This is a genomic window from Hyphomicrobiales bacterium (genome assembly GCA_002869065.1).
GTDB lineage: Bacteria > Pseudomonadota > Alphaproteobacteria > Rhizobiales > Rhodobiaceae > Rhodobium.
This window is the reverse complement of the sequence record PKTR01000002.1, coordinates 294,955-319,511: the sequence shown is the minus strand read 5'-3', so window position 1 is coordinate 319,511 and position 24,557 is coordinate 294,955. Positions and strand designations below refer to the sequence as shown.

The following is a 24,557-nucleotide window of genomic DNA, read 5'->3' as shown; positions in this document are numbered from 1 at the left end:
TCAGGGCGAATTCCGGGCCCTTTTTTTACCCTGCGATTGGTGGAATCGGCTCTTGGCGGCCGTCTTGTCGACGGTTCGGGGGCCATGCCGATGGAGGCAACCGTGAAAAAACTACTCGCAATACTCGGGACGGCTGCATGGCTTGTTGCGGGCCCCTCATTCGCGGCGGAAGAGCCGAAGGCTGAGGAGCCGAAGGAAGTCATGACGGTGACGTCCGAACTGGCCAAGGAAAAAGGCTGCATGTCCTGTCACGAGGGCATCGAGCGTTTCTCCGACGGTCCGATGCAGGACACCATCGAAGCGATGGGTCATGACTACAGCGACCCGGGTGGCTGTGTCGTCTGTCATGGCGGCAACCCGAGCGCAACCACGGCCGACGAGGCCCACAGCGGCGCGCCCAAGGCGCTGACCGAAGCGGGCGGCCCGCACATGTTCTACTCCGACCCTGGCGCGATCTGGGGCGCGGCGGAAAAAGCGTGCGGCCAGTGCCACGAAGGCTATGCCGAGCGTCTCTCGAAGTCGCTGATGAACACCGAAGCCGGCAAGCTGCAGGGCAATTTGTGGTCCTGGGGCGTCCAGAAGGACCACAAGGTCGTCTGGGCCAACTACGCCATCAAGGACGAGGACGGCCCGCGGCCGACCGTCGGTACCGAGGCGTACAAGGACTACATGGAGAAGTTCATCGCCGATCATCCGGATCAGATGCCGACCGAAGTCGAGCAGGTTCCGGCCGTCGATGTCGACTCGATCTCCGAACATCCGAATCTCGCCGGTATCACTTACTCGCGCCAGCAGTGCCAGCGCTGCCATGTCGGTGTGACCGGTCGTGAGAAACGCGGCGACTATCGCGGTTCGGGCTGCTCGTCGTGCCACGTTCCCTATTCGAACGACGGCTTCTATGAGGGCAAGGATCCGACGATCGCCAAGGATCAGCCGGGCAAGCTGCTTACCCACCGCATGCAGTCGACCCGCAAGACCAAGATCAAGCATGGCGATATCGAGTATTCGGGTATTCCGGCCGAGACCTGCAACTCGTGCCACAACCGCGGCAAGCGGATTGGCGTGAGCTATCAGGGCATCATGGAGTTCCCGTACGGGTCGCCGTACGATGAAAAGGGTGGCAAGCAGCCCAAGCTGCACACCAAGAACTACGTCTTCATCAAGGACGATCTGCACCATCAGAAGCAGAGCCGGCCGGGCAATCCGGAAGGCGGACTTCTGTGCCAGGACTGCCACACCTCGATCGACATGCACGGCGACGGCAACCTGCCGGGTACCACGCTGGCGCAGGTCGAGATCGAGTGCGAAGACTGCCACGGCACCGTGTCGAAATATCCTTGGGAACTGCCGCTCGGTTATGCCGAAGAGCATGCCAAGGACATCGGCGACAAGGGTCGCGGCCTTGCTGACGAACTGCCGGACTTCATGGCGTTCGCCACCGAGTATGAAGCCGAAGACGGGTATCTCCTGAGTGCCCGCGGCAACCCGCTCGGTAACGTCGTCAAGAGCGGCAAGAAAGTGGTCCTGCATTCGGCTTCCGGCCTCGACTTCGAGATCCCGGTGCTCAAGCAGATCGCCACCGACAAGACCTGGAAGAACCTGAACGCTCAGGTCGCCATGATGAATGTCGGCAAGCACATGGAATCGATGGAATGCTACGCCTGCCACGCGGACTGGGCTCCGCAGTGCTACGGCTGCCACATCACCGTCGATTACTCTGAAGGCAAGACCGACGTCGACTGGATCAACAACGCCAACTCGCGCGGCCCCGATGGCCTGACCGAGGACAACAAGCTGGGCACAAACGGCCTGAAGTCCGCGGGCAAAGTCTCCGAGACCCGCTCGTACCTGCGTTGGGAAGAACCGACGCTTGGCATCAATGGCGAAGGTCGCGTCAGCCCGCTGATGCCTGGTTGCCAGGTCATCACCACGGTTATCGACAAGGACGGCAAGACTGTCGCCCATAACGAAACCTGGATGACGCCTGACGCCGGCGGCACCAAGGGTCTTGACCATGCCGCCGTCCAGCCGCACACGGCCGGTCGTGAAGCCCGCACATGTGAGAGCTGCCACGACAATCCGAAGGCGCTTGGCTACGGCATCTCGGATGGTCGCTTCATGAAGGGTTACGAGAAGGGCTTCACCGTCGATCTCGAAACCGCTCTGGGCGAAACCATTCCGCAGAAGACCCAGCTCCAGTCGCAACCTGTCCCGACGCTTGATCACGACCTGTCGCAGATCATCACGCGGGACGGCAAGCAGCTCGTCACCATCGGCTCGCATTGGCCGCTGACGGGTCCGCTGCCGCAGGATATGCGCGAAAAGATGGAGCGCACGGGCCTTTGCATGGGCTGCCACCAGAACATGACCAACGAAGACCTCTGGTCGAAGGTGAACACACCTGGGTTCGTCAACAACGACCAGCATCAGGAAGTCATGAACAAGGTGCTCAACGCCTATGCCAAGGAGAAGAGCGCCAAGTAACCGCGACACCGGGAAGGGGCGGTCGCTGTTGGCCGCCCCGCCTTTCTTTCCTTTCAACCGAGCGAGGGAGACAAGACCCATGCTCAAGCTGAAGATCACGACGATCGGTGCCGCAGCCCTGGTTCTGGCTCTTGGCACCGCAGCCCAGGCCGAGGACTATTCGGCAGGCCAGTTGCTGGCGCCGTGCATGGAAGCCGACAACGACGCCCGCTGGGGCGAAACGGCCGAGCTCGAATGCGAACAGTATATCCTCGGCTATGTCGGGGCGCTGAAGTTCACCGGCGCTGTTGGCGATGCCTCTGGCATCTGCCTGCCCGAGGACAATCTGGCCGACGAGGTCCGCTGGGCCTACATGCGCTGGATCAACGAGAAATACAGCCGCCGCACCATGCCCGCAGCCGAAGCGCTGATGGGTACGCTGAAGGCGAAATTCGCCTGCGGAGCGAAATAGCACGCAACGAAAATTTAGCGGCGCATTCCTGGACGCGCCGCCGATCCCAAAGCCCGACTTGCACCGGCGGCCTTGCGGTCGCCGGTTTTTTATTGGGCCGCCGCCTTGAGGCTCTCGCTACCCCCGGCCAGATCGTCGAAGGGGCCGTCGGAGATCTGGAAGATGTGGTCTTCCTCGATGTGGACGAGGCCGATCCGCCGGTAGGCGGCCTTGGCGTCGGAATTGTCGTGATCGACGGCAAGCCGGAGATGGGTCGCGCCGATTTGGCGCCCCCGTTCGGCCGCTGCGGCCAGCAAACGCCGGCCGAGCCCCATGCCGCGCGCATGGTCCGAAACGTAGAGGTCCTGCACATAGACGCCGGGCCGGCCGCGCCAGGTCGAAAAGGTCGGGAACCACAGGCAGAGCCCGAGGGCTTCGCCGTCGCTTTCGGCAATCAAAGCCTCGAAGGCGGGATGTTCGCCGAAACCGAAACGGCGCAGATCTGCAGCCGAGGCGACCATCTTCGTTTCCGCGCCGATATAGCCGGCCAGCGCCTCCAGCATGGCGTGAATGGCCTCGGCGTCGTCGGCCTCGGCCAGACGGATGATCGCATCTTTGCTCATTCGGAAATCCCGTCTTTTCGTACCGGACCTGTCCGGCGGTGCGGATCATAGGCTGGAATAGAGCGGCGAAAAACCCGCAGCGGAAGCAGGGCGCCTATCTGGTTTCGGCTGCCTCGCGGGCAGGTTCCGGGGTGGTCGCCGCGCGGCTTGAACGGCGGAACTCACCCGGCGTCGCTCCCGTCCGCCGCTTGAACACGCGCGAGAAATAGGCCGGGTCCTGAAAGCCGAGCTCATAGGCGATCTCGGCCGCGCTCGCCGAGGTGTAGGTGAGGTGGCGCTGGGCTTCGAGCAGCAGCCGGTCCTGGATCAGGTCGAGCACGCTTTTGTCGGCGAACGAGCGCGCCAGCCGGTTGAGCTGAACCCGGCTGATACCGAGCGCCTCGGCATAGTCGGCAATGCTCCAGTGCTGGCGATATTGATCCTCGATAAGCTCGCGCAGTCGGGCGAAGGTCTCGCTGCGGGACCCCGGCTCCGATTGCGGTGCCGAGATCCGCTCGAGCTGGCGACGCAGCGTCATCAAAAGGATGCGCAACTGCCATTCGAACATCGACGAGCGCCCAAGCTGCGGCCACAGGAACTCGGCATGCATCTGTTCGAGCGTCCGGGCGACGATGTCGCGCTGGTCCGGCGCGTCCGAGAAATCAAGCGTGAGCGGCGCGCGATAGAGCGGGTCGAGCAGCTTGCGACTGCGCCGGTAGCGGGCATCGACCAGCAGCACCTGCGAGACCGTCACCACATGGCCGAGCGTTTCCGGCTCGAAAACGAAGCTGTGCACCACGCCGCTCGGCACCGTCACGGCAGCCGGCGCCTTCAGCTCCGCGGTGCGCTCGTCGAGCCGCACCGTCGCGCCGCCCTCGCGCACGAACACGATCTGGAACATGCCGGTGTGGCGGTGCGGCGTGATCTGCCATTCGTACAGTCGCGAGCGCGCGCCGATGTCCTCGATATGCACGAACTCCGGATCGTCGGCCGTATTGGGGTCGCGATAGAGCGTGAAGCGGGAGATTTCGGTCGCGGGCATCGCCGGGCTCCAGGGGACAAAGATGTTCCAAAAGTACAAGGAGAAGAGCGATAGGTCCATTCCTTGAACGATCGGTCGGCCATAAACTGCCCGCCAACAACAAAGACAAAACGTATATTAGAAGGAGGTTAAGTCCATGTTCCGGTTCGATCCCTATTCCCCGGCGGTCGATGCGGACCCGTTCCCATATTACAAGACGCTCCGGGACGAACATCCCTGCTTCTGGAGCGAGGACGCGAATATGTGGATCCTGTCCCGCTACGATGACATTCTCGCCGCGTTGAACAACTGGGAGACCTATTCGTCCGCCAAGGGAAACCTGATGGACGAGCTCCCGAACCGCGCCGGCGCCACGCTCGGCACCACCGATCCCCCGCGTCACGACCGGCTGCGCTCGCTGATCCAGATGGCGGTGACGAAGCGCGCCCTCGACCACATCATCGAGCCGGCGCGTGCGGCGGCGAAGGCCCATATCGCCGCGCTCGAGGGCCAGTCGATGTTCGACTTCGTCACTGGTTTCTCGTCGAAGATGACGGTCGACCTGCTGTTCTATCTGTTCAACCTGCCGGATGAGGGCCGCAACGAGGTCCGCGACAAGGCGGTGCTGATGGTACAGTCCGACCCGGTCAGCCGCCAGAAGGGCCCCGAGCACATCGCCGCCTTCGAGTGGATGAGCGACTATGCCGCCCGCCTCGTCGAGGAGCGCAAGAAGAACCCCGGCGAGGATCTTCTGAGCCAGTTCATCCTGGCCGAGATCGACGGCGAGAAGCTGCTCGACCGCGAAGTGCAGATGACGGTGACGACGCTGATCATGGCCGGCGTGGAATCGCTCTCCGGCTTCATGACCATGTTCGCGCTCAACCTCGCCGACCATCCCGAGGCCCGCAAGGCGCTCGCTGCCGATCTCTCGCTGATCCCCGATGCGATCGAGGAAAGCCTGCGCTTCAACACCTCGGCACAGCGCTTCCGCCGCTGCCTCGCCAAGGACACCGAGTTGCACGGCCAGACGATGAAGGCCGGCGATTTCGTCTGCCTCGCCTATGGCGCGGGCAATCGCGACGAACGCCGTTTCCCGAACCCGGACGTCTACGACATCACCCGCAAGCCGCGCGGCCATCTCGGCTTCGGCGGCGGTGTGCATGCCTGTCTCGGAACGGCGATCGCGCGTCTCGCGATGAAGATCGCGTTCGAGGAATTCCTCACCCGCTTCCCGGATTTCGAGCGGGTCGACGAGGAACTCCCGTGGATGCCGTCGACGACCTTCCGCAGCCCGCTGAAGCTCGACATCCGCATCCTGTAGAGCATGTTGCGCAAAAGTGGATTCCGGTTTTGCGACAAACAACATGCCCCAGAAAGCCTTGGGGCGCGATGGGCTCCAGACGCAGCGCACCATGCCCGCCGGTTTTCATGCCGGCGGGCACAGTGCTGCCCGATTTTACAACGAAAACAACTCCGAATGCCGCCGGATGAGGGTCCGCGCGGCAAGAAAACCCTTGGGGGAAGGACGGCTGATGCCCAGGATCACCTATATCGCCCACGACGGCACAAAAACCGAGGTCGAGGCGCCCGAAGGCTGGACGCTGATGCAGGCCGCGACGCTCAACAACGTCGCCGGAATTGAGGGCGAATGCGGCGGCTCCTGCGCCTGCGCAACGTGTCACGTCTATGTCGACGATGCCTGGCTTGACAAAGTCGGCGCGATGGCGGAAGCCGAGAACGACATGCTGGAATTCACCGTATCGACGCGCACCGCGAACAGTCGTCTCGGCTGTCAGATCAAGGTGTCCGGCAGTCTCGACGGCCTTGTGGTGCGCCTGCCCGAGGAACAGAGCTGATGGTCGGAGTGGTCATCGTCGGAGCCGGTCAGGCCGGTTTCCAGTGTGCGGATTCGTTGCGTCAGGAGGGCTATGAAGGCCCGATCACCCTGATCGGCGAGGAGTCCCATCCCCCTTACCAGCGCCCACCCTTGTCGAAGGCCTATCTGCTCGGCGATTCCGATGCCGAACGGCTGAAATTCCGCGCCGATGACTTCTACGGCCAGAACGGCATCGACCTGAAGCTGTCGACCGGCGTTGCCGCCTTCGACCGCGCGGCAAAAACCGTCGCGCTCGGCGATGGCAGCGGCCTTGCCTACGACCATCTGGTGCTAGCGACCGGCGCGCGCGTGCGTCAGATTCCGGTGCCGGGCGCCGATCTCGACGGCGTGTTCTATCTCAAGACCCTCGCCGATATCGACCGCATCGAACGCCGGCTCGCCGACGCCGAGCATGTCGCCGTTGTCGGCGCCGGTTTCATCGGGCTGGAGTTCGCGGCTGTGGCCTCCAAGCTCGGCAAGAAGGCGACCGTATTTGAGGCGATGGACCGGGTGCTCGCCCGCGTCGCGCCGCCGATGCTGTCGGAGTTCTATGCCGGCGTTCACCAGGCGCACGGCGTCGACATCCGCTGCGGTGCGGGCGTCGCCGAGTTTGCCGGCAAGGATGGCCGTATCGAAGCCGTGGTACTCGCCGATGGCGGCGAGGTACGGTGCGATCTCGTCGTCGTCGGCATCGGCGTCATCCCGAATGTGGAGCTGGCCGAAGCCGCCGGCATTCATTGCGACAACGGCATCGTCGTCGACGATCACGGCCGCACCTCGGACCCCGCCGTCTATTCCGCCGGCGATTGCGCCGCCTATGAGCACCCCTTCGCGGACGCCCGCATCCGGCTTGAATCGGTGCAGAACGCCGCCGATCAGGCGCGCAGCGTCGCGGCCGCCATCGTCGGCAAGCAAAAGCCCTACGACGCCGTGCCGTGGTTCTGGTCCGATCAGTTCGATCTGAAGCTGCAAATGGCCGGCCTGTCGCAGGGCAGCGATCAGCAGGTGCTGCGCGGTGACATGGAAAGCCAGCGCTTCTCGATCTTCCATTTCCGCGACGGGACGTTCCGCGCCATCGATGCGGTCAACAAGGGCGCCGACTACATCATGGCGCGCAAGTTGCTCGCCGCAGGTGCCGGCCCGACGCCGGATCAGGCCGCCGACCCCGATTTCCCGCTGAAGTCGCTGCTGTAGAGACAAAAAGCCCGGTGGAACATTTCCCCCGGGCTTCTTTGGGTTGGCGTGCAGCCTTGCGGGCGGGCAGAGCCCGAAGCTCGCACGTCCTCTGTCCCACATACTCACGTCATCCTCCGGCTCGACCGGAGGATCGCTATCGACGCGCATGATGATGTGTTGTCTGGCGCTGCGCCGGCTTCGCCAGGCGTTGCTTTCACTCTCGCAAGGCGTGCCTGTTGCACCCGATCCTCCGGTCGAGCCGGAGGATGACGACGGAGAGGGTTTTCGCCTATGAAACGCCGTGCCGATCCACAAGCGTTGCCTCGCCCCAACCACTCCCCGTCACCCCGGCCGTGAGCGGGGGGGCCATTGCCCCTCGCGACACGGTATGTCAACGGGACGGCGGGCCGTCGTCAAACCGACATTCTGCGTCATCCTCCGGCTCGACCGGAGGATCGCTATCGACGCGCATGATGATGTGTTGTCTGGCGCTGCGCCGGCTTCGCCAGGCGTTGCTTTCACTCTCGGACGACGTGCCTGCAGCACCCGATCCTCCGGTCGAGCCGGAGGATGACGAGGGAGAGGGAAGCGGCACTGCGGTCCGGCCAAAATGCGTCGGCGATGCCGCCACGCAATCGGCAAACCTAAAGCCCGAACGCCTCCAGCGTCGCCTCGGCGACGGTAATATCGTCCTCTTCGAGGCCGCCGGCGATGCCGATGGCGCCGACGACCGCGCCGTCGATGGTGATCGGCAGTCCACCGCCGATCATCGCCACGTCCGGATGCTGGCTGAGGCCGGCGGCGAGATGCGGGTTTTCTGCCAGCCGGTCTTTCCACACCGCAGTCGACTTCTTGAAGCTGACCGCGGTGTAGGCCTTTTTCTCGGAAAATTCCCGTCCGGGGTAGGGCGCGCCGGGCATCCGCTGATAGACGAGCACATGGCCTGCCGCATCCACGATCGTAACGTGCATGCATTTGCCAATGGCCTTCGCCTGGCGGAGCGCCTCGCCGGCGAGCACTCTCGCGCTCTCCAGCGTCAGCGATGTCTGATTAATCAGGTCGATCATATCTGGTCTTTCCTGACACGCACTCCGGCGCAACCCTTCAAGCGGTACGTCCCGCCGCTCAGGCCGCGGCCTCCAGCAGCAACAGACCCGATCCGGTATTGGAAATCGGGATGTGATAGTTCTGGTGCAGCTTCTTCACCTTCGGGCCGAGCGCGGCGCGCATCATCAGCCACATGATGAATTCGGTGCCCTGAGCGCCCGCCTGCCGGATCAGCTCGTGCGTCGACATCTTCGCCAGCTCTTCGGCGTTGTCGACGAGCTGCTCCATGCACATCAGGTCGAACTCCTTGTTGATGAAGCCGGCCCGCTCGCCGTCGAGCTGATGCGACAGCCCGCCGGTGCCGAGCACTACGACCTTCAGATCCTCCGGATAGGAGGTAATGGCGCGATGCAGCGCGAGGCCCATCTTGTAGCAGCGCGCCGGCGTCGGGATCGGATGCTGCACCGTGTTGACCGCGATCGGGATCGCCTTCGGCATGTTCTTGCGCTCCGGCCAGAACAGCTGCATCGGCACTGTGAAGCCGTGGTCGACGGCCATTTCCTGGCAGGTGGTGAGGTCGAATTCCTCGCCCGCCAGGCTGTTAATGACGTGCCAGGAGAATGCCGGATCGCCGGCGAACGGCGGGATCGTCGGAATGCCCCAGCCCTCGTCCTCGTTGCGATATTCCGGCGCCGCTCCGACCGCGAAGGTCGGTATCTTGTCGAGGAAGAAGTTCAGCCCGTGATCATTGTAGATCACGATCGCGACGTCCGGCTTGACCTCGTCGAGCCAGTCGCGCACCGGCGGATAGCCGTCGAAGAACGGCTTCCAGTACGGGTCGGTGAACAGTTCCTTGGCAATGGCGCCGCCGATTGCCGGGATGTGGGACGTGGTCAGTCCGCCAACAACCTGTGCCATGATCTCAGTCTCCCGCCCGCAGCAGCATTTCCTTGAATTCCTCAACCGTCTTGCCAGTCTGCTGTGCGCCGACGTCCTGAACGTTGAGGCCGAAAATGCCGGCGAATTTCGCCAGGTAGTAGATGTTGCCGCCGGCCGCGATCATCTGCAGAACGTTCTTGTTCCGCATCGCTTCCTTCTGCTCTTCGTTGAGACCGAACTTGTCGAAATAGGCCTCCTCGTCGGCGAGGAATTCCTCGCGCGCGTCAGCCTTGTTGAACGAGTAGCACATCTTGTTGAGCGCATAGCCCTTCATGGCCTGCTCGCCGTCGAAGATCGGCGTGCCGGGTATCGGCTCCTGCCTGAGATCCGTGTTCATGTGACCGCTTCCTTTTGCGTTTCCTTGCGTTACGCCCAGTAGAGGCGCATCGGATTATCGACCAGGAGGGCCTGGCGCTTTTCTTGGTCGACCGCGATCTTCGGGATCTGGTCGACGAGGTGGCCGTCGTCCGGCATGTGCGATTTCATGTTCGGATGCGGCCAGTCGGTTCCCCACAACACGCGGTCGGGGAAGCTGTCGACGAGGTGCCGCGCATAGGGCACGACGTCGTCATAGGGCGGACCGGCAACGGTCAGCCGCTCGGGGCAGCTCACCTTGGTCCAGATGTTCTCGTTCTCGCCGAGAAGGTCGACGAAGCGTTGGAAGTCTGGGTGATCGACGCCCTTGGTGACGTCCGGCCGGCCCATATGGTCGACGACGATGGTCGTCGGCAGCTGCTTCACGAACGGCGTCAGATCGGCGAGGTCCGGCGCCTCGAAATAGACGACGATGTGCCAGCCGAGCTTGGCGATCTTGTCGGCGATGCCGAGGAAGACCTCTTTCGGCGTTGCATCAACGAGCCGCTTGACGAAGTTGAAGCGCACGCCGCGCACACCCGCCTCGTGCATGTCGCGAAGTTCGGCTTCCTCGATATCGGGCCGCACCACGGCGATACCGCGTGCCTTCTCGCCAGCGGTCTTCAGCGCGTCGATGAGCGCGGCGTTGTCGCGCCCGTGGCACGACGCCTGGACGATGACGTTCTTGTCGAAGCCGAGGAAATCGCGCAGCGCGAAGAGCTGTTCCTTCGACGCATCGCACGGCGTGTATTTGCGCTCCGGCGCATAGGGGAACACGTCGCCGGGCCCGAACACATGGCAATGGGCGTCGACCGCGCCCGCCGGCGGCTGATAGGCCGGCTTCGACGGGTTCGGGTGAAAGGGCAGGTAATCCGGGTCCATCATCATCGTTACTCGTTTTCTTGCAGCGCGCCGCTATCGGCCGAACACCACGCCGTCGAACAGTTTGCGCGCCGTGCGCAGCACCGCGGCCGCACCCACCGTGCCGTCCTCGGCAACATCGAGGATCACGGAGGACTCGCCGATCGGGTGTTCGATCGACAGCGTCTTTCGCGGTCCATCAGGGATCGACGCCAGCGCCGCCGCCGGTGAGCCAGGCAGCAGGCAGGCGGTGGCGACGCTGACCGCGCCGAGCACGCCGATCGAGGCGTGACAGCGATGCGGAATGAAGGTGCGGGTAGATATCGCGCCGCCGTTTTTCGGCGCGCTGACCATGCTCATCTTCGGCACGGTCTTCTTCTCGACGTCGCCGAGATTCATCATCGGGCCGGCCTTCAGCCGGATCGCTTCGAGCCTGGCGCGCAGCGCCTCGTTGGCCTCGAGCTCCTCGCGGGTCTCGGTGCCGGTAATGCCCATGTCGCTCGCCCGCATGACGACAGTCGGCATGCCGTTGTCGATCAGCGTAACCTCGATGCCGTCGATGACGTCGACCGCATTGCCGGTCGGCAGCAGCGCGCCGCAGCTCGATCCGGCGACGTCCTGGAACTCGATCGGAACAGCCGCGGCCGTCCCCGGCACACCGTCGATCTTGGCCTCGCCGCGATAGGAAACGACACCGCCGGGGGTAGAGACCCGCGCGACCGCGACCTGTCCGGTGTTCTCCATGAAGATCGAGACGGTGGTTTCGCCGTCCTCTGCCTCGACCAGCCCGCGCTCGATGGCGAACGGGCCGATGCCGGCGAGGATGTTGCCGCAGTTCTGCGCGTCGGTAACGATCGCCTGATCGACGAAGACCTGCAGGAACAGGTAGTCGACGTCGACGCCTTCACGTTCGGACCGGCGGACCACGCCGACCTTGGAGGTCAGCGGATCGGCGCCGCCCATACCGTCGATCTGGCGCGGATCGGGCGAGCCCATCACATCGAGCAGGAACTGGTCCCGCTCGGCGATGTCCGTCGGCAATTCGTCGCCGACGAAATAGCCGCCCTTCGAGGTGCCGCCCCGCATCCACATGCAGCGAATGGCTTTGGGCGGCGTCGCGCTAGACATATTTCAGGCCCTTTTCGGCGAGCCGCGGGCGCATGTTGTAGATGTCGAGGCCGAGTTCACCGGCCGCCAGCCGGCGCCGCTTGTCCTCTTCCTTGGCCTCGCGGTCGCGCGCCTTGGCCAGCACGTCGGCGGCTTCCTCGCGGCGCACCACGCACACGCCGTCATCGTCGGCAACGATCACGTCGCCCGGATTGACCAGTTCGCCGGCGCAGACCACCGGCACGTTGACCGAACCGAGCGTCTCCTTGACGGTGCCCTGCGCAAAAACCGCCTTCGACCACACCGGGAAGTTCATGTCGGTGAGGTCGCGCGTGTCGCGCACGCCCGCATCGATGATCAGCCCGACGCCGCTGCGCGCCTGCATCGAGGTCGCGAGAAGGTAGCCGAAATAGCCGTCCTCGCACGGGCTGGTCGGGGCGAGCACCAGAATGTCGCCGGCCTGCACCTGCTCGATCGCCACATGCACCATCCAGTTATCGCCCGGAGGGGCGGAGATGGTGACAGCAGACGCCGCGATGCGGGCGCGGGGATAGATCGGCCGCATGTAGGAGGCGAGCAACCCCTTGCGTCCCTGCGCCTCGTGAACGGTCGCCACGCCGCATTCCGCCAGCCCGGCGATCACGTCCTTGTCGGCGCGCTCGATGTTCTGAACGACGACGGCCATCACAGTACGTCCACGGTGCGCGGGAAGATCGACTGGAAGCCTTCCGCGTATTTCGCATTGCGGCCGCCGGCCATGCCGCCGGAATTGCGGCGGAAGTGGTTGCCGCGGTTTTCCGCGACATTGGTGTAGAAGTGCCAGAGATGCTCCTGGCCCTGCATGCACTCGATCGCCGCGCGCTTCTTCTCCCACACGTCGGTGATGTCGAGGAATACGTCCGGCTTCCAGCCCATCTGCTCGGTCTGGTGCGGCTCGAACAGATAGAGCTGTGGCGCGCCGAGCACCTTCTGACCCGGATTGTGGCCCCAGGCCTGCGCGATCATGCGGCATTCGAGCACGAACTTGGTCGTGTTCATGTGGTCCGTATTGTACGGGTCCCACATCGAGTGGCTCATCATGAAGGCCGGCTGAACCTTGCGGATCGTGTCGACCAGCATGTTCTGCGCGTCCTTGGAGAAGTCGAGCGGATAGTCGCCGAGATCGAAGAACTGGATGTCGTGGGCATCGAGCGCCTTGGCCGCGTTTTCCGCCTCGATGCGCCGCGCGGTCTTGACCTGGTCGAGGGTCATGCCCTCCTGCTTCCACAGCTTCGCGGACTCGCCGCGCTCACCATAGGACAGGCAGACGATGGTGACGTCGTAGCCCTTTTCCTGATGCAGCGCGATCGCGCCGCCCGCCCGCCAGACGAAATCGGCCGCATGTGCGCTGACTACCAGCGCCGTCTTCTTGTCGCTCATTGGATGCCTCTCCTTCGACCAGCAAGGTCCATTTTCGAGGCTACTATCCGCGATGGCGCCGGCATTGCCCATTCCAAAGACGCTTTCACGATATAAGAAATTGCTATAATGATTTCCGTGAGGCTGGAAAAAGGAACGATGCGTGGAGAAGATCCCGAACCTGCGCCACCTGCGCGCCTTTCGCGAAGTGGTGCGCCAGAACAGCGTCAGCCTCGCCTCGCAGCAGGTCTACCTCTCCCAGCCGGCGATCACCCAGGCGATTGCCAAGCTGGAGGAAATGCTCGGCGTCTCGCTGTTCGAGCGGCGCAATGACGGCATGTACGCGACCGAGCCGGGGCTGCTGTTCCACGAGCGCGTCGACCGCGCGCTGGCGCATATCCAGACCGGCGCGCGCGAGGCGCTTCGCAGCGGCTCGAAAAAGGGCGGCGGCCGGGGTTTTGCCAATTTCGATCAGCTTCTGACGGCGGCCCAACTGCGCGCGCTGACCGCTATTTCCGGCGCCGGCAATTTCAGCCTCGCCGCCCGAACGGCCGGCATTTCCCAGCCCGCGCTGCACCGCGCCGCGCGCGATCTGGAACGGCTCGCCGGCGTCGCGTTGTTCGTCAAGACCGGGCACGGCATCGAGCTGACCCGCGCCGCGCAGACCCTTGCCCAGCATGCGAAACTCGCCTTTGCCGAGCTCGAGCAGGGTTTCGAGGAAGTCGCCGGCTGGCTTGGCCTCGATACCGCGGTGATCGCCGTTGGCACCATGCCGCTGCCGCGCTCGTTTCTGTTGCCGAGCGCCGTGAACTCCCTGATGCGCACCAACCCGGATGTCCGCGTCAGCATCGTCGATGGTCCCTATGACGACCTGCTGCACGCCCTGCGCCACGGAGAAATCGATCTGCTTGTCGGCGCGTTGCGCGATCCCGTGCCGATCGAGGATGTGGTGCAGGAGCCGCTGTTTCAGGACCCGCTCACCGTGGTTGTCCGCGCCGGGCATCCGCTTGCCCGCCAGCGGGTTGTCCGCGTCAGCGATCTGATCGACTATCCCTGGGTTCTGCCGCGCCGTGGCGCCCCGACCCGCGAGCTGTTCGAAGAGGCATTCGGTGGCGTCAAGCACCTCAATCGCAATGGCCTGATCGAGGCGAGCTCGCTCATTCTGATCCGTGAATTGCTGTGCGGCAGCAATCGCCTGACCTTCATCTCCGGCCATCAGGTGCGGCACGAGCAAAGCCTCGGCCTGTTGTCGGTGCTGAATGTCGACATGCCGCTGGTCGAACGCCCGATTGGCGTCACCGTGCGCCGCGACTGGCGTCCCACCGCGACCCAGGAGCGATTCCTCACCCTGTTGCGCAAGGCCGGCCAGTCACTCGACCACACGCGCATCGATCAGCCGGCGTTCCTATTCGAAAATTGAATAGGGGTTGAAGGCAATCAATTTCCGTTCGCTGAAATCGAATGCTATCTCCACCCTCAGTCAAGACCGCAACGGACCCTTGGATACTCCCATGACCAGCACATCGTCGACCGCCGCTGTCCCGGCCAAACTCGCCTTCATCGGTTTCGGTGAGGCCGCGCAGGCTTTCGTCGAGGGCTGGGCCGACAATCGCCCGCGGGCGCTCTCCGCCTATGACATCAAGACCGATGCGACCGATGCCGTGATACGCGACGCGAAGCGCGCCGACTACGCGAAGTGGAACGTCGACGGTGGCGCCACGGTCGCCGAGGCGCTTTCCGATGCCGACGTCATCGTCTCGGTGGTGACCGCCGATCAGGCCCTTGTCGCGGCGAAGAGCGCCTGCGGCCACATCGCGCCGGGCGCGCTCTATCTCGACTGCAATTCCTGCGCCCCGGACACCAAGCGCGCGGCCGCCGAAGCGGTCGAGGCCGCCGGTGGTCGCTATGTCGACGTCGCGGTGATGGCGCCGGTGCATCCGACCCTGCACAAGACGCCGCTGCTGATCGGTGGCCCGCACGCTGCCGACCTGATGCCGGTGATCGGGGCGCTCGACATGAAGGCGAAGCTCGTCGACGGCCCGGTCGGCGCGGCGTCCTCGATCAAGATGATCCGCTCGATCATGATCAAGGGGCTTGAGGCGCTCACCGTCGAATGCGTGCTGTCGGCGAGAAAGGCCGGCGTCGACGAAGCCGTGCTCGCCTCGCTCGACGTGACCTTCCCCGGCTTCGACTGGAAGAAGCGCGCCGCCTACATGCTCGAGCGGGTGATGACCCATGGCGTTCGCCGCGCAGCCGAAATGCGCGAAGTGGCGCTGACCGTCGATGGACTCGGCCTTGAAGGCCGCATGGCGCGCTCGACCGTCGAGTGGCAGCAGATCGTCGGCGATCTGAAGCTCGATGCGGCCGAGGCGGGCCCGGACTACGGCGCCCGCGCCGACGCGGTCCTCGACTGTCTGACAGGAATACCGACCAGCGAGGAGGAAACGATGGCCGGATCACAGGATTACCACGACATACCGGGCACCTATGTGTTCGATGCCAACCAGTCGCGGCGGGGATATCACCTCAACATGTTCTGCATGTCGCTGCGCCAGGCGGCGAACCGCGAGGCGTTCAAGGCCGATGAGCGGGCCTATCTCGAGCGCTTCCCGATGACCGAGGAGCAGCGCCAGTCCGTGCTCGAGCGCGACTGGAACGGCATGCTGAGCCTTGGCGGCAACATCTATTACACCTCGAAGCTCGCCGCGACCGACGGCATCACCTTCCAGGATCTGGCGGCGCTGATGACCGGCGTCAGCCGCGACGAATACCGCGCGATGATGATGGCCGGCGGCCGCTCCATCGAAGGCAACCGCAGCAAGTCGGAGTGGTCGAACAATGGCTAAAATCGTTGCAGGCGCTGCCATGTCCCACGTCCCCGCGATCGGTGTCGCGATCGACACAGGCATCACCGGCGATCCCTACTGGACGCCGCTTTTCGCCGGCTTCGAGAAGTCGAGGGAGTGGATCAAGGAGGTCGACCCCGACGTCGTCATCGTCGTCTACAACGACCATGCGACGGCGTTCTCGCTCGAGATCATCCCGACCTTCGCGCTCGGCTGTGCAGCCGAATACCAGCCCGCCGACGAGGGCTGGGGCCCGCGCCCGGTGCCGGTCGTGAAGGGCCACCCGGAACTCGCCTGGCACATGGCGCAGGAGATCATCCTCGACGAATTCGACCTCACCATCGTCAACGACATGGAAGTCGATCACGGCCTGACCGTGCCGCTGTCGCTGATGTTCGGTCAGCCCGAGGAATGGCCGTGCCCGGTGATCCCGGTCGCCGTCAACGTGGTGCAGTATCCGCCTCCGACCGGCAATCGCTGCTTCAATCTCGGCAAGGCGATCCGCAAGGCGGTCGAGTCCTTCGACAAGGACCTGAAGGTGGTGATCTTCGGCACCGGCGGCATGTCGCATCAGCTGCAGGCCGAACGCGCCGGGCTGATCAACCCGGAATTCGACAACAAGTTCCTCGACGACCTGACCGGCGATCCGGCCGCCGCCGTCGCGCTGCCCCATGTGGACTATCTGCGCGAGGCGGGCTCGGAAGGCATCGAACTCGTTATGTGGCTCGTCATGCGCGGCGCCCTCGACGACGAGGTCGAGTGCGTCCATCGCCATTACCATGTGCCGGCGTCGAACACCGCCGTCGGGCACCTGATCCTTGAAAACAAATCCTGAGACAGACCGTATTACGGAGAAGACTGATGAAGATCTGCGTTGCCGGCGCCGCCGGTGCCTTCGGAACCAAGCATATGGACGCGCTGGCCGCGATTGACGGCGTCGAGGTCACCTCGGTCGTCGGCGGCAATGCGGCCGACATCGAGGCCTTCGCCAACAACCGCAATGTCGGCCACTGGACCACCGATCTGAACGAGAGTCTTGCCCGCGACGACGTCGACGCGGTCATCCTCGCCACCCCGACCCAGATGCACGCCGATCAGTCGATCGCCTGCATGAAGGCCGGCAAGCATGTTCTGGTCGAGATCCCGATGGCCGACACGCTGGCCGATTCCCAGGCCGTCGTCGCCACCCAGAAGGAAACCGGCCTCATCGCCATGGCCGGCCACGTCCGCCGCTTCAACCCGAGCCACCAGTGGATCCACAACAAGATCAAGGCCGGCGAGCTGAAGATCCAGCAGATGGACGTTCAGACCTATTTCTTCCGCCGCACCAACATGAACGCGCTCGGCAAACCGCGCTCCTGGACCGACCATCTGCTGTGGCACCACGCCTGCCACACGGTCGACCTGTTCCAGTACCAGACCGGCGAGACCGCCTCGCGCGCCTTCGGCCTGCAGGGCCCGATGCATCCGGAGCTGAACATCGCCATGGACATGGCGATCGGCATGAAAACCCCGTCGGGCGCCATCTGCACCCTGTCGCTGTCGTTCAACAATGACGGCCCGCTCGGCACCTTCTTCCGCTACATCTGCGACAACGGCACCTATCTCGCCCGTTACGACGATCTCTATGACGGCAAGGAAAACCCGATCGACCTGACCGGCGTCGCGGTGTCCAACAACGGCATCGAGCTGATCGACCGCGAATTCGTCGCCGCCATCCAGGAAGGCCGCGAGCCGAACAGCTCCGTCGCCCAGTGCCTCCCGGCGATGGAAACCCTCGACCGGATCGAAAAGAGCTTCGACTAGTACGGTCGAACGGCTACACATAGATGCCGCGCGTGCCTGATCCGGTGCACGCGGCGAATCTTCCGGCGGCAGGCGTCATAACCCTGTCGCCGTCTGTTTTGAGAGTGACAAGAGCAATCGAGGAGAGCGGACATGCGGCAGCGTAAACTGGGAACGGCAACGGTTTCGGCAATCGGGCTTGGCTGCATGAACGTTGCGCACGCCTATGGTTCGCCGCCGCCGAAGGAAGAGGCCCAGCAGTTGCTGCGCGACGCGCTCGACCTCGGCTACACCCATCTCGACACAGCCTATCTCTATGGCTTCGGCTTGAGCGAGCAGCTGATCGGCGAGACGCTGGCCGACCGTCGCGACGAATATTTCCTCGCCAGCAAGTGCGGCATCATCAAGAACGCCGCCGGCCAACGCGAGATCAACAACGATCCCGCCAAGATCCGGGAAACCTGCGAGACGAGCCTGCAGAACCTCAAGACCGACGCCATCGATCTCTACTACCTGCACCGCTGGGACATGAAGACGCCGATCGAGGACGCCGTCGGCGCGCTCGCCGATCTCGTCAGTGAGGGCAAGATCAAGGCGATCGGCCTTTCCGAGGTCTCGGCCGCGACGCTGAAGAAGGCGCACGCGGTCCACCCGATCGCGGCGCTGCAGTCGGAATACTCGCTGTGGACGCGCAATCCGGAGATTGCTGTGCTCGACGCCTGCCGTGAACTCGGCACCGCCCTGGTGGCGTTCAGCCCGCTCGCGCGCGCCTTTCTCGGCGGCGTGCTGCGCGATGTCTCGACGCTGGCCGAGAAGGACCTGCGCCGCTCGATGCCGCGTTTCGCACCCGACACCTACGCGGCCAATCTGCGCCTGCTCGACGAGTACAAGACGATTGCCGACGAGGTCGGCTGCACGATGGCGCAGCTCGCGCTCGCCTGGACGCTGGCCAAGGGCGACGACATCCTGCCGATCCCCGGCACCGCCAATCGCGCCCATCTGGCCGAAAACGCGGCCGCCGACGCGATCGACCTCGACGCGGCAACCGTCGCCCGCCTCGACGCGCTGATCAATGAAAAGACCGTGATCGGTCCGCGCTACAACGCCAAGACCCAGACCGAGATCGACACCGAGGAATTCGCGGCGTAATCCTTTGCGTCCGACGGGTATTATCTCAACCCATCCAGATTGGAGATCAGTGCCGCCTTCGCGCGCTTGATCTCCTCGGCGAGCTTGTGCGCCTTGTCGGCGTCCTCACCGAAATAGCTTTTTGTCGTATCCCGATAGCGCTGGGTGACGTCGTTGACCGCGTCGATCAGCGCTTGTTCGACGATCCTCGATACCGTGATCCGTTCCGCATCGCTGAGCTGGGTCGAAATGGCGGCGTTGATTCGCCGCACGGCATCGTCCGCCAGTGATTTGAGCGTCATGGAAAATCCCCTGTTCCGGTTTCGAACGTTCCCGGCGCAGTGTAGGGCGGATTGCTGCTGACCGATAGGGGAGGGGGAGAATGCCCACTCGATTGTCGGCAGACCACTCGCCGATAAATCTATGCGTGCATGAAAAGCGCCGACTCGCCTAATATGGCGAAATGAAACTCAATGATCCTTTTTTCATTGGTGTGATCGCGATTGCCTTCGCCGCGCTTGGGTTTTTCCTCGGCTCGATTTCAGGTGACATGGCGCCGTTCTGTGCCGAGGGAGAACACGGCTGGAGTTGCCTGAGGGGATGGCTCGGGGCGCCTGCAGGACTGCTTGCGCTTGTTGCCGCTTGGGTGGCGGCGAGGCCTGTTTGGAAAACTATCCAATTGGCAATTATCAAAGAAAAATACTCGCAAATCGACACCTTCGTTAAATTGGAATTCGTTCTGAGGAAAATTGAGAAAGAGGCAGAGAATTTTTCGATTGAGGCGATCAACTTTAATGAAATCCTCTCGGATGAGGGTAGGCATCAGAGCGCCTCAGCACGCAAAATGTTTGACTTGGATATTGCGAAAAGTGAGGATATTTTTATTGAACTAGAAACATATGCCGCATATCTCTTTCCAGGAGAGAGTATTTTTTCGAGCATTACAGAAATAACTAGTAATGAAATAGAGTATGTAAGATTAGAGGCTTTTTACCGTCCAGAATATTATGAATTGAGGACGCCTGAGTTCGATAATAAAATACAAAATTTTGATATCATTAGAGGTAAAATATTTGAAAAAGTATATGCTATAATGGATTTAAAAAGAAAAGAACTGAAAAAGGCGCAGAATAAATTGTCAGAGAAAGCATAAATGCTATTTAATCACTCATCTGCTTTCACCATTTGCGGCTCTTATCGCTTCTTGTCGCTGGTGTTCTTGGCGTTCCAGCTGCCGTCCTGCCACATCGCGGCAAGCCCTTCGCGGTAGCTCGGATAGACCGGCACCCAGCCGAGTTCGCTTTTCGCCTTCTCATTGCTGACGATCTTGGTCTCGCCGTAGAAGGTGCGCGCCATCGGCGTCAGTTCGGCTTCATCGAACGGCTCTTCCGGCGGCGGCGCGATGCCCATCAATTCCGCGCCATAGACCAGCACGTCCTGCGGCGGCGCGGCTTCGTCGTCGGCGCCGTTATAGATGCCGCCAAGCAGCCGGCTCGACGCGCCGTCGACCATCGCCGCGATGTCGGCGAGATGGATGCGGTTGAACACCTGGCCCGGCTTCACCAGCCGCCGGGCAGTGCCCTTTTCAAGCCGCGTCATGACGTTGTGGCCCGGCCCGTAGATGCCGGCAAGGCGCATCACCGCGACCGGCACGCCCGCTTCTTCCCCAAGCGCCATCCACTCGGCTTCGGCCGACACGCGGCGCTTGGAGCGCGCGCTCACCGGCCGGCATTCGGCGGTCTCGTCGATCAGAGCGCCTTCGTGGTCGCCATAGACGCCGATGGTCGAGAGGTAGCAGACCCATTTCAGCGATTTGGAGGCTTTGAGCGCCGCGCCATGCTGGCGCAACACGGGGTCGCCGTCCGCATCGGGCGGGATCGAGATCAGCACATGGGTCGCCCGCGCCAGTTCCTCGTCGATGCCGGCGCCGGGTTCGCTGCCGTCGAAGATGTAGGGCGTGACGCTGTCCGCCTTGATGCGCTCGGCCTTGTCTGCGCTGCGCGTCGTGCCGCAAACGGCGGCGAAGCGGGAACCGATCCGTTCGTTCACCGCGCGCGAGGAATTGCCGTAGCCGAAAATGAACAGCCGGTCGTCGGTCATGGCGTCAGGGTCTCCCACTTCTTCTTCTTATTCATCGGCCAAACCAGCAAGGCCGGCGGCCCATTCGTCTTTCGCGTCCGGGTCGGTCTCGCGATCCGCGCGCGCGTCGGCAAGGTGGCGGAACTGCGTTTCGTCCGCAAGACGTGACACCGCCCAAATCGCCGCACCGCGCACCAGCGCATTGTCGTCATCGAGATGGGGCAGGGCGGCGGCAAGGCAAGTCGCCGCCTCGGCCGATCCGGCCGCGTTGCCGAGCGCGATCAGCACGTTGCGCAGGAAGCGGTCGCGGCCGATGCGCTTCACCGGCGAGCCGGAGAAATGGGCGCGGAAGGCCGCGTCATCGAGCGCGGCGAGGTCGACAAGCGCCGGGCGCTTGAGATCGTCACGGGCGATGAGCTTCGCCTCGCGTGCGGCCTGCGCGAACTTGTTCCACGGACAGGCGGCGAGACAGTCGTCGCAGCCATAGATACGGTTGCCGATCAGCGGGCGCAGATCGCGCGGGATCGGGCCTTTCAGCTCGATGGTGAGATAGGATATGCAGCGCCGCGCATCGAGTCGGTAGGGCGCGGGGAAGGCAGCGGTCGGGCAGGCATCGAGGCAGGCGCGGCACTGGCCACAGTGATCGGTCTCCGCCTCGTCCGCCGGCAGCTCGACGTCGAGGAAGATCTCCGACAGGAACAGCCACGAGCCGAACTCGCGCGACACCAGATTGGTGTGCTTGCCCTGCCAGCCCATGCCGGCCGCTGCGGCGAGAGGCTTTTCCATTACCGGCGCGGTGTCGACGAACACTTTCAGATCGCAGGAAAGCTCGCTGACCAGCCAGCCGGCGATCTGCTTTAGCCGCCCCTTGATGATGTCGTGGTAGTCGCGGTGGCGGGCATAGACCGAGATCGCGCCGAGCGACGGTTCGTCGAGCAATGCGCGCGGGTCTTCCTCGGGCCCGTAATTCATCGCCAGCACGATCACCGAGCGCGCTTGCGGCCACAACGCTTGTGGCGCCCGGCGGCGGTCGGCGGTGGTCGCCATCCATTCCATGCTGCCGTGATGGCCGGCGGCGACGAAGGCGTCGAGCGCGTCGCCGGCTTTCGGGATCGCCTCGGCGCTGGTCACACGACACAGATCGAAGCCGTAGGCGCGCGCCTTTTCCCGCAGGCGCTCTTTCAGCGCGGCAAGGTCTTTCGCGGGCGTGGCAGGGGTCGGGCTCATCGCCGCAGATGTACGGGGATAGGACCTAGAAATCCAGATGGAGCTTTTTTGCTCACGGCCGAGCGTACTGCGTGTGCTCAACCCTCTCACCGTCACCCCAGCCACTTCTCACTGTCGTCATCCTCCGGCTTGACCGGAGGATCGGGTAGCAACAAGCGCGATACTGGCGAACTGAGGGAGGGGATTGGAAAGGCGGTATGTACTCAAGAACGTCATCCGTTTGGAGAGCGATCCTCCGGTCAAGCCGGAGGATGACGTAAGGGAAAAGGGAAACGCCTGAGCACCGCACACCCCCCACGCACTCTCCGTCACCCCGCGCTTGACGCGGGGTCCCTTGACCATCTCGGCACGGTAGGCCGGTTCTGTTCGTGGCAACCGCCACGCCCACTCTCAACAGCTTTTAAATGGGGCGTTTGCCATTGGATGCCGGTATCCACGTCCGGCATGACGTCGGAGAGGAAAGGGAAAGTCGGCGCGCCGTCTAAACCGATCTAAAAATCCAGATCGATGTAGGTGCGCGAGGGCGGCATGCCGCGCACGGTCTCGGTCAGAAGCGGGCGGAAGCTCGGCCGCGACTTGATGCGCGCGTACCATGCCTTGGCATGGGCATCCTCGTCCCACGGCACCTCGCCGAGATAGTCGGCGCAGGAGAGCGAGGCGGCAGCGGCAAGGTCGGCGAAGGTCAGCCGGTCGCCGGCCAGCCAGTTCCGTTGCTGCGCCAGATAGCCGATATAGCGCAGATGCGGGCGGATATTGGCGCGCGCGGCACGCAGCACCGAGGATTCCGGCGCCCCGCCGCCGAGCGCTGCCGGCATCTCCTGTTTGACGATCTTCTCGAACACCAGCGGCTCGGTGACTTCGCTTTCCATCTTGTCGAGGAACCACGACACCAGCCGGCGCATTTCGGCGCGCTTTTCCGGATGATCCGGCATCAGCCGCTTTTCGCCGACGGCGTAGCCGCGTGTCTCGTCGAGATACTCCATAAGAACCATGCCGCCAACGAGCGCCGGCCCGTGGTTTTCGACCGCGACGGGCACCGTGCCGGCCGGGTTGAGGTGGAGGAACTCGCTGCGCCGCTCCCAGGTCTTCTCGACCGTGAACTCGGCATTGATGTTGTACTCGGCCAGCGCGAGGCGGACGAAGCGCGAAGTGGAGGAAAACGGATGATGATAGAGCGTGAACATTTCAGACTGTCATCACATCGCGGCGCTGAAGCCGAAAACCCGATTTGCCCGCCGCCGATCAGCAGTTGTGGCCGCGGCAGGTGTTTCTAATAGACCGGCTCATGCCGCTTCTCAACGGCTTTGGGCGCGGACCTAGCCCTGCACGCCCGGCAGCCAGCCATACATGAAGGCGAACAGGACGGCCGCAAGCGCCAGCCGGTAGAGCACGAACGGCACGAAGCTGATGCGCTTCACGAGCGCCATCAGGAAGGCGATGGCCGCCATCGCCGAAAGAAACGTCAGCCCGGCCGCATAGACGGCGTCGAGCGGAATGCTCTCGCCCTTCTCGACCACTTCGAGCGCCGTCAGGGCGCCTGCCGCCGTGATCGCCGGCACGCCGAGCAGGAACGAGAACCGCGCCGCCTCGTCGCGTCGGAACCCGAGCGCGCGCGCGGCCGTCATCGTGATGCCGGAGCGGCTGGTGCCGGGGATAAGCGCGAGCGCCTGTGCGAAACCGATGATCATCGCAGGGCCGAGCTTCATCTCCGCCATGGTCTTGATGCGCGGGCCGAAGCGGTCGGCGAAATACATCAGGATCGCGAAAATCACCGCGTTCCAGGCGACGATCTCGACGCCGCGGATCTGGTCGAGCAGGCCGCTCAGCTTGAGCGCGAGACCGAAGCCGAGTGCGGGGAAGGTCGCCAGCAGAATATAGAGCGCCATCTTCGCCGCCGGCGTCCAGCGGCCGAGGATCATGTCGCGGGTGCCGCCGATCAGCGCGAAGACGTCGCGCCAGAAATAGACGAGGATCGCGAGCAGCGAGCCGATATGGACCATCACATCGGTGACGATGCCCTGATCCGGCCAGCCGGTGAAGGCGGGGATCAGGATCAGATGCCCGGAAGAGGAGATCGGCAGGAATTCGGTAAGCCCCTGCACGATGGCCAGCACAACGATCTGCTCGATGGACATTCGGTTTCCTTGTCCCGATTCGGATGCGGCCATATGGCCACGAAGAAAGGCCCCGCATACCG

General features: G+C 63.5%; 25 protein-coding genes and 1 pseudogene. 12 read left to right on the top strand and 14 right to left on the bottom strand.

Annotated features, from left to right (window positions below; translation table 11 throughout):
- Positions 1-90 precede the first annotated feature (90 nt).
- Both C0606_05230 and C0606_05225 read left to right on the top strand, forming a co-directional pair.
- Positions 91-2,484, top strand: coding sequence for a cytochrome C (locus C0606_05230; protein PLX38685.1), 2,394 nt, complete (start codon positions 91-93; stop codon positions 2,482-2,484).
- Positions 2,485-2,563: 79 nt separating this feature from the next.
- A complete protein-coding gene (locus tag C0606_05225) occupies positions 2,564-2,935 on the top strand; it encodes a hypothetical protein (protein PLX37685.1) in 372 nt (123 codons plus the stop codon).
- 89 nt (positions 2,936-3,024) lie between these two features.
- Here the strand turns inward: C0606_05225 and C0606_05220 are convergent, their stop codons facing one another.
- Entirely contained in the window at positions 3,025-3,537 is a 513-nt protein-coding gene (locus tag C0606_05220; GenBank protein PLX37684.1) for a GNAT family N-acetyltransferase, read from the bottom strand.
- 94 nt (positions 3,538-3,631) lie between these two features.
- Positions 3,632-4,618, bottom strand: coding sequence for an AraC family transcriptional regulator (locus tag C0606_05215; GenBank protein PLX37683.1), 987 nt, complete (start codon positions 4,616-4,618; stop codon positions 3,632-3,634).
- A 76-nt stretch (positions 4,619-4,694) separates the two neighbouring features.
- Between C0606_05215 and C0606_05210 the strand changes: the two genes are divergently transcribed.
- From C0606_05210 to C0606_05200, 3 genes are all read left to right on the top strand, one after another.
- Positions 4,695-5,858 carry a cytochrome P450 gene (locus C0606_05210; protein PLX37682.1) on the top strand — a complete coding sequence of 388 codons (1,164 nt, stop codon included), beginning with the start codon at positions 4,695-4,697 and terminating at the stop codon, positions 5,856-5,858.
- A gap of 211 nt (positions 5,859-6,069) precedes the next feature.
- Entirely contained in the window at positions 6,070-6,393 is a 324-nt protein-coding gene (locus tag C0606_05205) for a (2Fe-2S)-binding protein (GenBank protein ID PLX37681.1), read from the top strand.
- On the top strand, positions 6,393-7,607 hold the full coding sequence (locus tag C0606_05200; protein ID PLX37680.1) for a pyridine nucleotide-disulfide oxidoreductase: 1,215 nt from the start codon (positions 6,393-6,395) through the stop codon (positions 7,605-7,607). The genes C0606_05205 and C0606_05200 overlap by 1 nt, the downstream gene beginning before the upstream one ends.
- Positions 7,608-8,233: 626 nt before the next feature.
- Here the strand turns inward: C0606_05200 and C0606_05195 are convergent.
- From C0606_05195 to C0606_05165, 7 genes are read right to left on the bottom strand one after another with little or no spacing between them, the layout of a single operon-like run.
- Positions 8,234-8,656, bottom strand: coding sequence for a hypothetical protein (locus tag C0606_05195; protein PLX37679.1), 423 nt, complete (start codon positions 8,654-8,656; stop codon positions 8,234-8,236).
- 58 nt (positions 8,657-8,714) lie between these two features.
- Positions 8,715-9,554: a protocatechuate 3,4-dioxygenase gene (locus tag C0606_05190; GenBank protein PLX37678.1), complete on the bottom strand. Its 840-nt coding sequence runs from the start codon at positions 9,552-9,554 to the stop codon at positions 8,715-8,717.
- Between the two features lie 4 nt (positions 9,555-9,558).
- Positions 9,559-9,912 (bottom strand): protocatechuate 3,4-dioxygenase, encoded by a 354-nt coding sequence (locus C0606_05185; GenBank protein PLX37677.1) that lies wholly within the window; start codon positions 9,910-9,912, stop codon positions 9,559-9,561.
- A 29-nt stretch (positions 9,913-9,941) separates the two neighbouring features.
- Positions 9,942-10,811, bottom strand: coding sequence for a 2-pyrone-4,6-dicarboxylate hydrolase (locus tag C0606_05180; GenBank protein PLX38684.1), 870 nt, complete (start codon positions 10,809-10,811; stop codon positions 9,942-9,944).
- 33 nt (positions 10,812-10,844) lie between these two features.
- The gene (locus tag C0606_05175) at positions 10,845-11,882 is read right to left on the bottom strand and encodes a 4-oxalomesaconate tautomerase (protein PLX37676.1); all 1,038 of its coding nucleotides are present in this window, start codon (positions 11,880-11,882) and stop codon (positions 10,845-10,847) included.
- 28 nt (positions 11,883-11,910) lie between these two features.
- The gene (ligK, locus tag C0606_05170; protein PLX37675.1) at positions 11,911-12,585 is read right to left on the bottom strand and encodes a 4-carboxy-4-hydroxy-2-oxoadipate aldolase/oxaloacetate decarboxylase; all 675 of its coding nucleotides are present in this window, start codon (positions 12,583-12,585) and stop codon (positions 11,911-11,913) included.
- Positions 12,582-13,316, bottom strand: coding sequence for a PIG-L domain-containing protein (locus C0606_05165; protein PLX37674.1), 735 nt, complete (start codon positions 13,314-13,316; stop codon positions 12,582-12,584). Before C0606_05165 ends, ligK begins: the two co-directional genes overlap by 4 nt.
- A gap of 142 nt (positions 13,317-13,458) precedes the next feature.
- Here C0606_05165 and C0606_05160 point away from each other — a divergent pair, with 142 nt between their 5' ends.
- The 6 genes and pseudogenes from C0606_05160 to C0606_05135 all read left to right on the top strand — a co-directional run bounded on the left by C0606_05160 (position 13,459) and on the right by C0606_05135 (position 19,075).
- A complete protein-coding gene (locus C0606_05160) occupies positions 13,459-14,715 on the top strand; it encodes a LysR family transcriptional regulator (protein ID PLX37673.1) in 1,257 nt (418 codons plus the stop codon).
- 91 nt (positions 14,716-14,806) lie between these two features.
- A pseudogene (locus C0606_05155) lies at positions 14,807-15,664 on the top strand (3-hydroxyisobutyrate dehydrogenase).
- A 78-nt stretch (positions 15,665-15,742) separates the two neighbouring features.
- Complete coding sequence (ligA, locus tag C0606_05150; GenBank protein ID PLX38683.1) at positions 15,743-16,141, top strand: protocatechuate 4,5-dioxygenase subunit alpha; 399 nt, start codon at positions 15,743-15,745, stop codon at positions 16,139-16,141.
- The gene (locus C0606_05145) at positions 16,134-16,976 is read left to right on the top strand and encodes a protocatechuate 3,4-dioxygenase (GenBank protein ID PLX37672.1); all 843 of its coding nucleotides are present in this window, start codon (positions 16,134-16,136) and stop codon (positions 16,974-16,976) included. The genes ligA and C0606_05145 overlap by 8 nt, the downstream gene beginning before the upstream one ends.
- 26 nt (positions 16,977-17,002) lie before the next feature.
- A complete protein-coding gene (locus C0606_05140) occupies positions 17,003-17,947 on the top strand; it encodes an oxidoreductase (GenBank protein PLX37671.1) in 945 nt (314 codons plus the stop codon).
- A 132-nt stretch (positions 17,948-18,079) separates the two neighbouring features.
- Positions 18,080-19,075 (top strand): aldo/keto reductase, encoded by a 996-nt coding sequence (locus C0606_05135; GenBank protein ID PLX37670.1) that lies wholly within the window; start codon positions 18,080-18,082, stop codon positions 19,073-19,075.
- A gap of 20 nt (positions 19,076-19,095) precedes the next feature.
- On the opposite strand, the gene C0606_05130 is transcribed toward C0606_05135, so the two are convergent.
- Positions 19,096-19,356 carry a hypothetical protein gene (locus C0606_05130; protein ID PLX37669.1) on the bottom strand — a complete coding sequence of 87 codons (261 nt, stop codon included), beginning with the start codon at positions 19,354-19,356 and terminating at the stop codon, positions 19,096-19,098.
- A 161-nt stretch (positions 19,357-19,517) separates the two neighbouring features.
- On the opposite strand from C0606_05130, the gene C0606_05125 reads away from it, so the two are divergent.
- Positions 19,518-20,207, top strand: coding sequence for a hypothetical protein (locus tag C0606_05125; protein PLX37668.1), 690 nt, complete (start codon positions 19,518-19,520; stop codon positions 20,205-20,207).
- 41 nt (positions 20,208-20,248) lie between these two features.
- On the opposite strand, the gene C0606_05120 is transcribed toward C0606_05125, so the two are convergent.
- The 4 genes from C0606_05120 to C0606_05105 all read right to left on the bottom strand — a co-directional run bounded on the left by C0606_05120 (position 20,249) and on the right by C0606_05105 (position 24,495).
- Entirely contained in the window at positions 20,249-21,154 is a 906-nt protein-coding gene (locus tag C0606_05120) for an NAD(P)-dependent oxidoreductase (protein PLX37667.1), read from the bottom strand.
- A 27-nt stretch (positions 21,155-21,181) separates the two neighbouring features.
- Positions 21,182-22,360, bottom strand: coding sequence for a tRNA epoxyqueuosine(34) reductase QueG (gene queG / locus C0606_05115; protein PLX37666.1), 1,179 nt, complete (start codon positions 22,358-22,360; stop codon positions 21,182-21,184).
- A gap of 491 nt (positions 22,361-22,851) precedes the next feature.
- Entirely contained in the window at positions 22,852-23,544 is a 693-nt protein-coding gene (locus C0606_05110) for a glutathione S-transferase (GenBank protein ID PLX37665.1), read from the bottom strand.
- A 132-nt stretch (positions 23,545-23,676) separates the two neighbouring features.
- Positions 23,677-24,495: an undecaprenyl-diphosphate phosphatase gene (locus tag C0606_05105; GenBank protein ID PLX37664.1), complete on the bottom strand. Its 819-nt coding sequence runs from the start codon at positions 24,493-24,495 to the stop codon at positions 23,677-23,679.
- Positions 24,496-24,557: the final 62 nt, after the last annotated feature.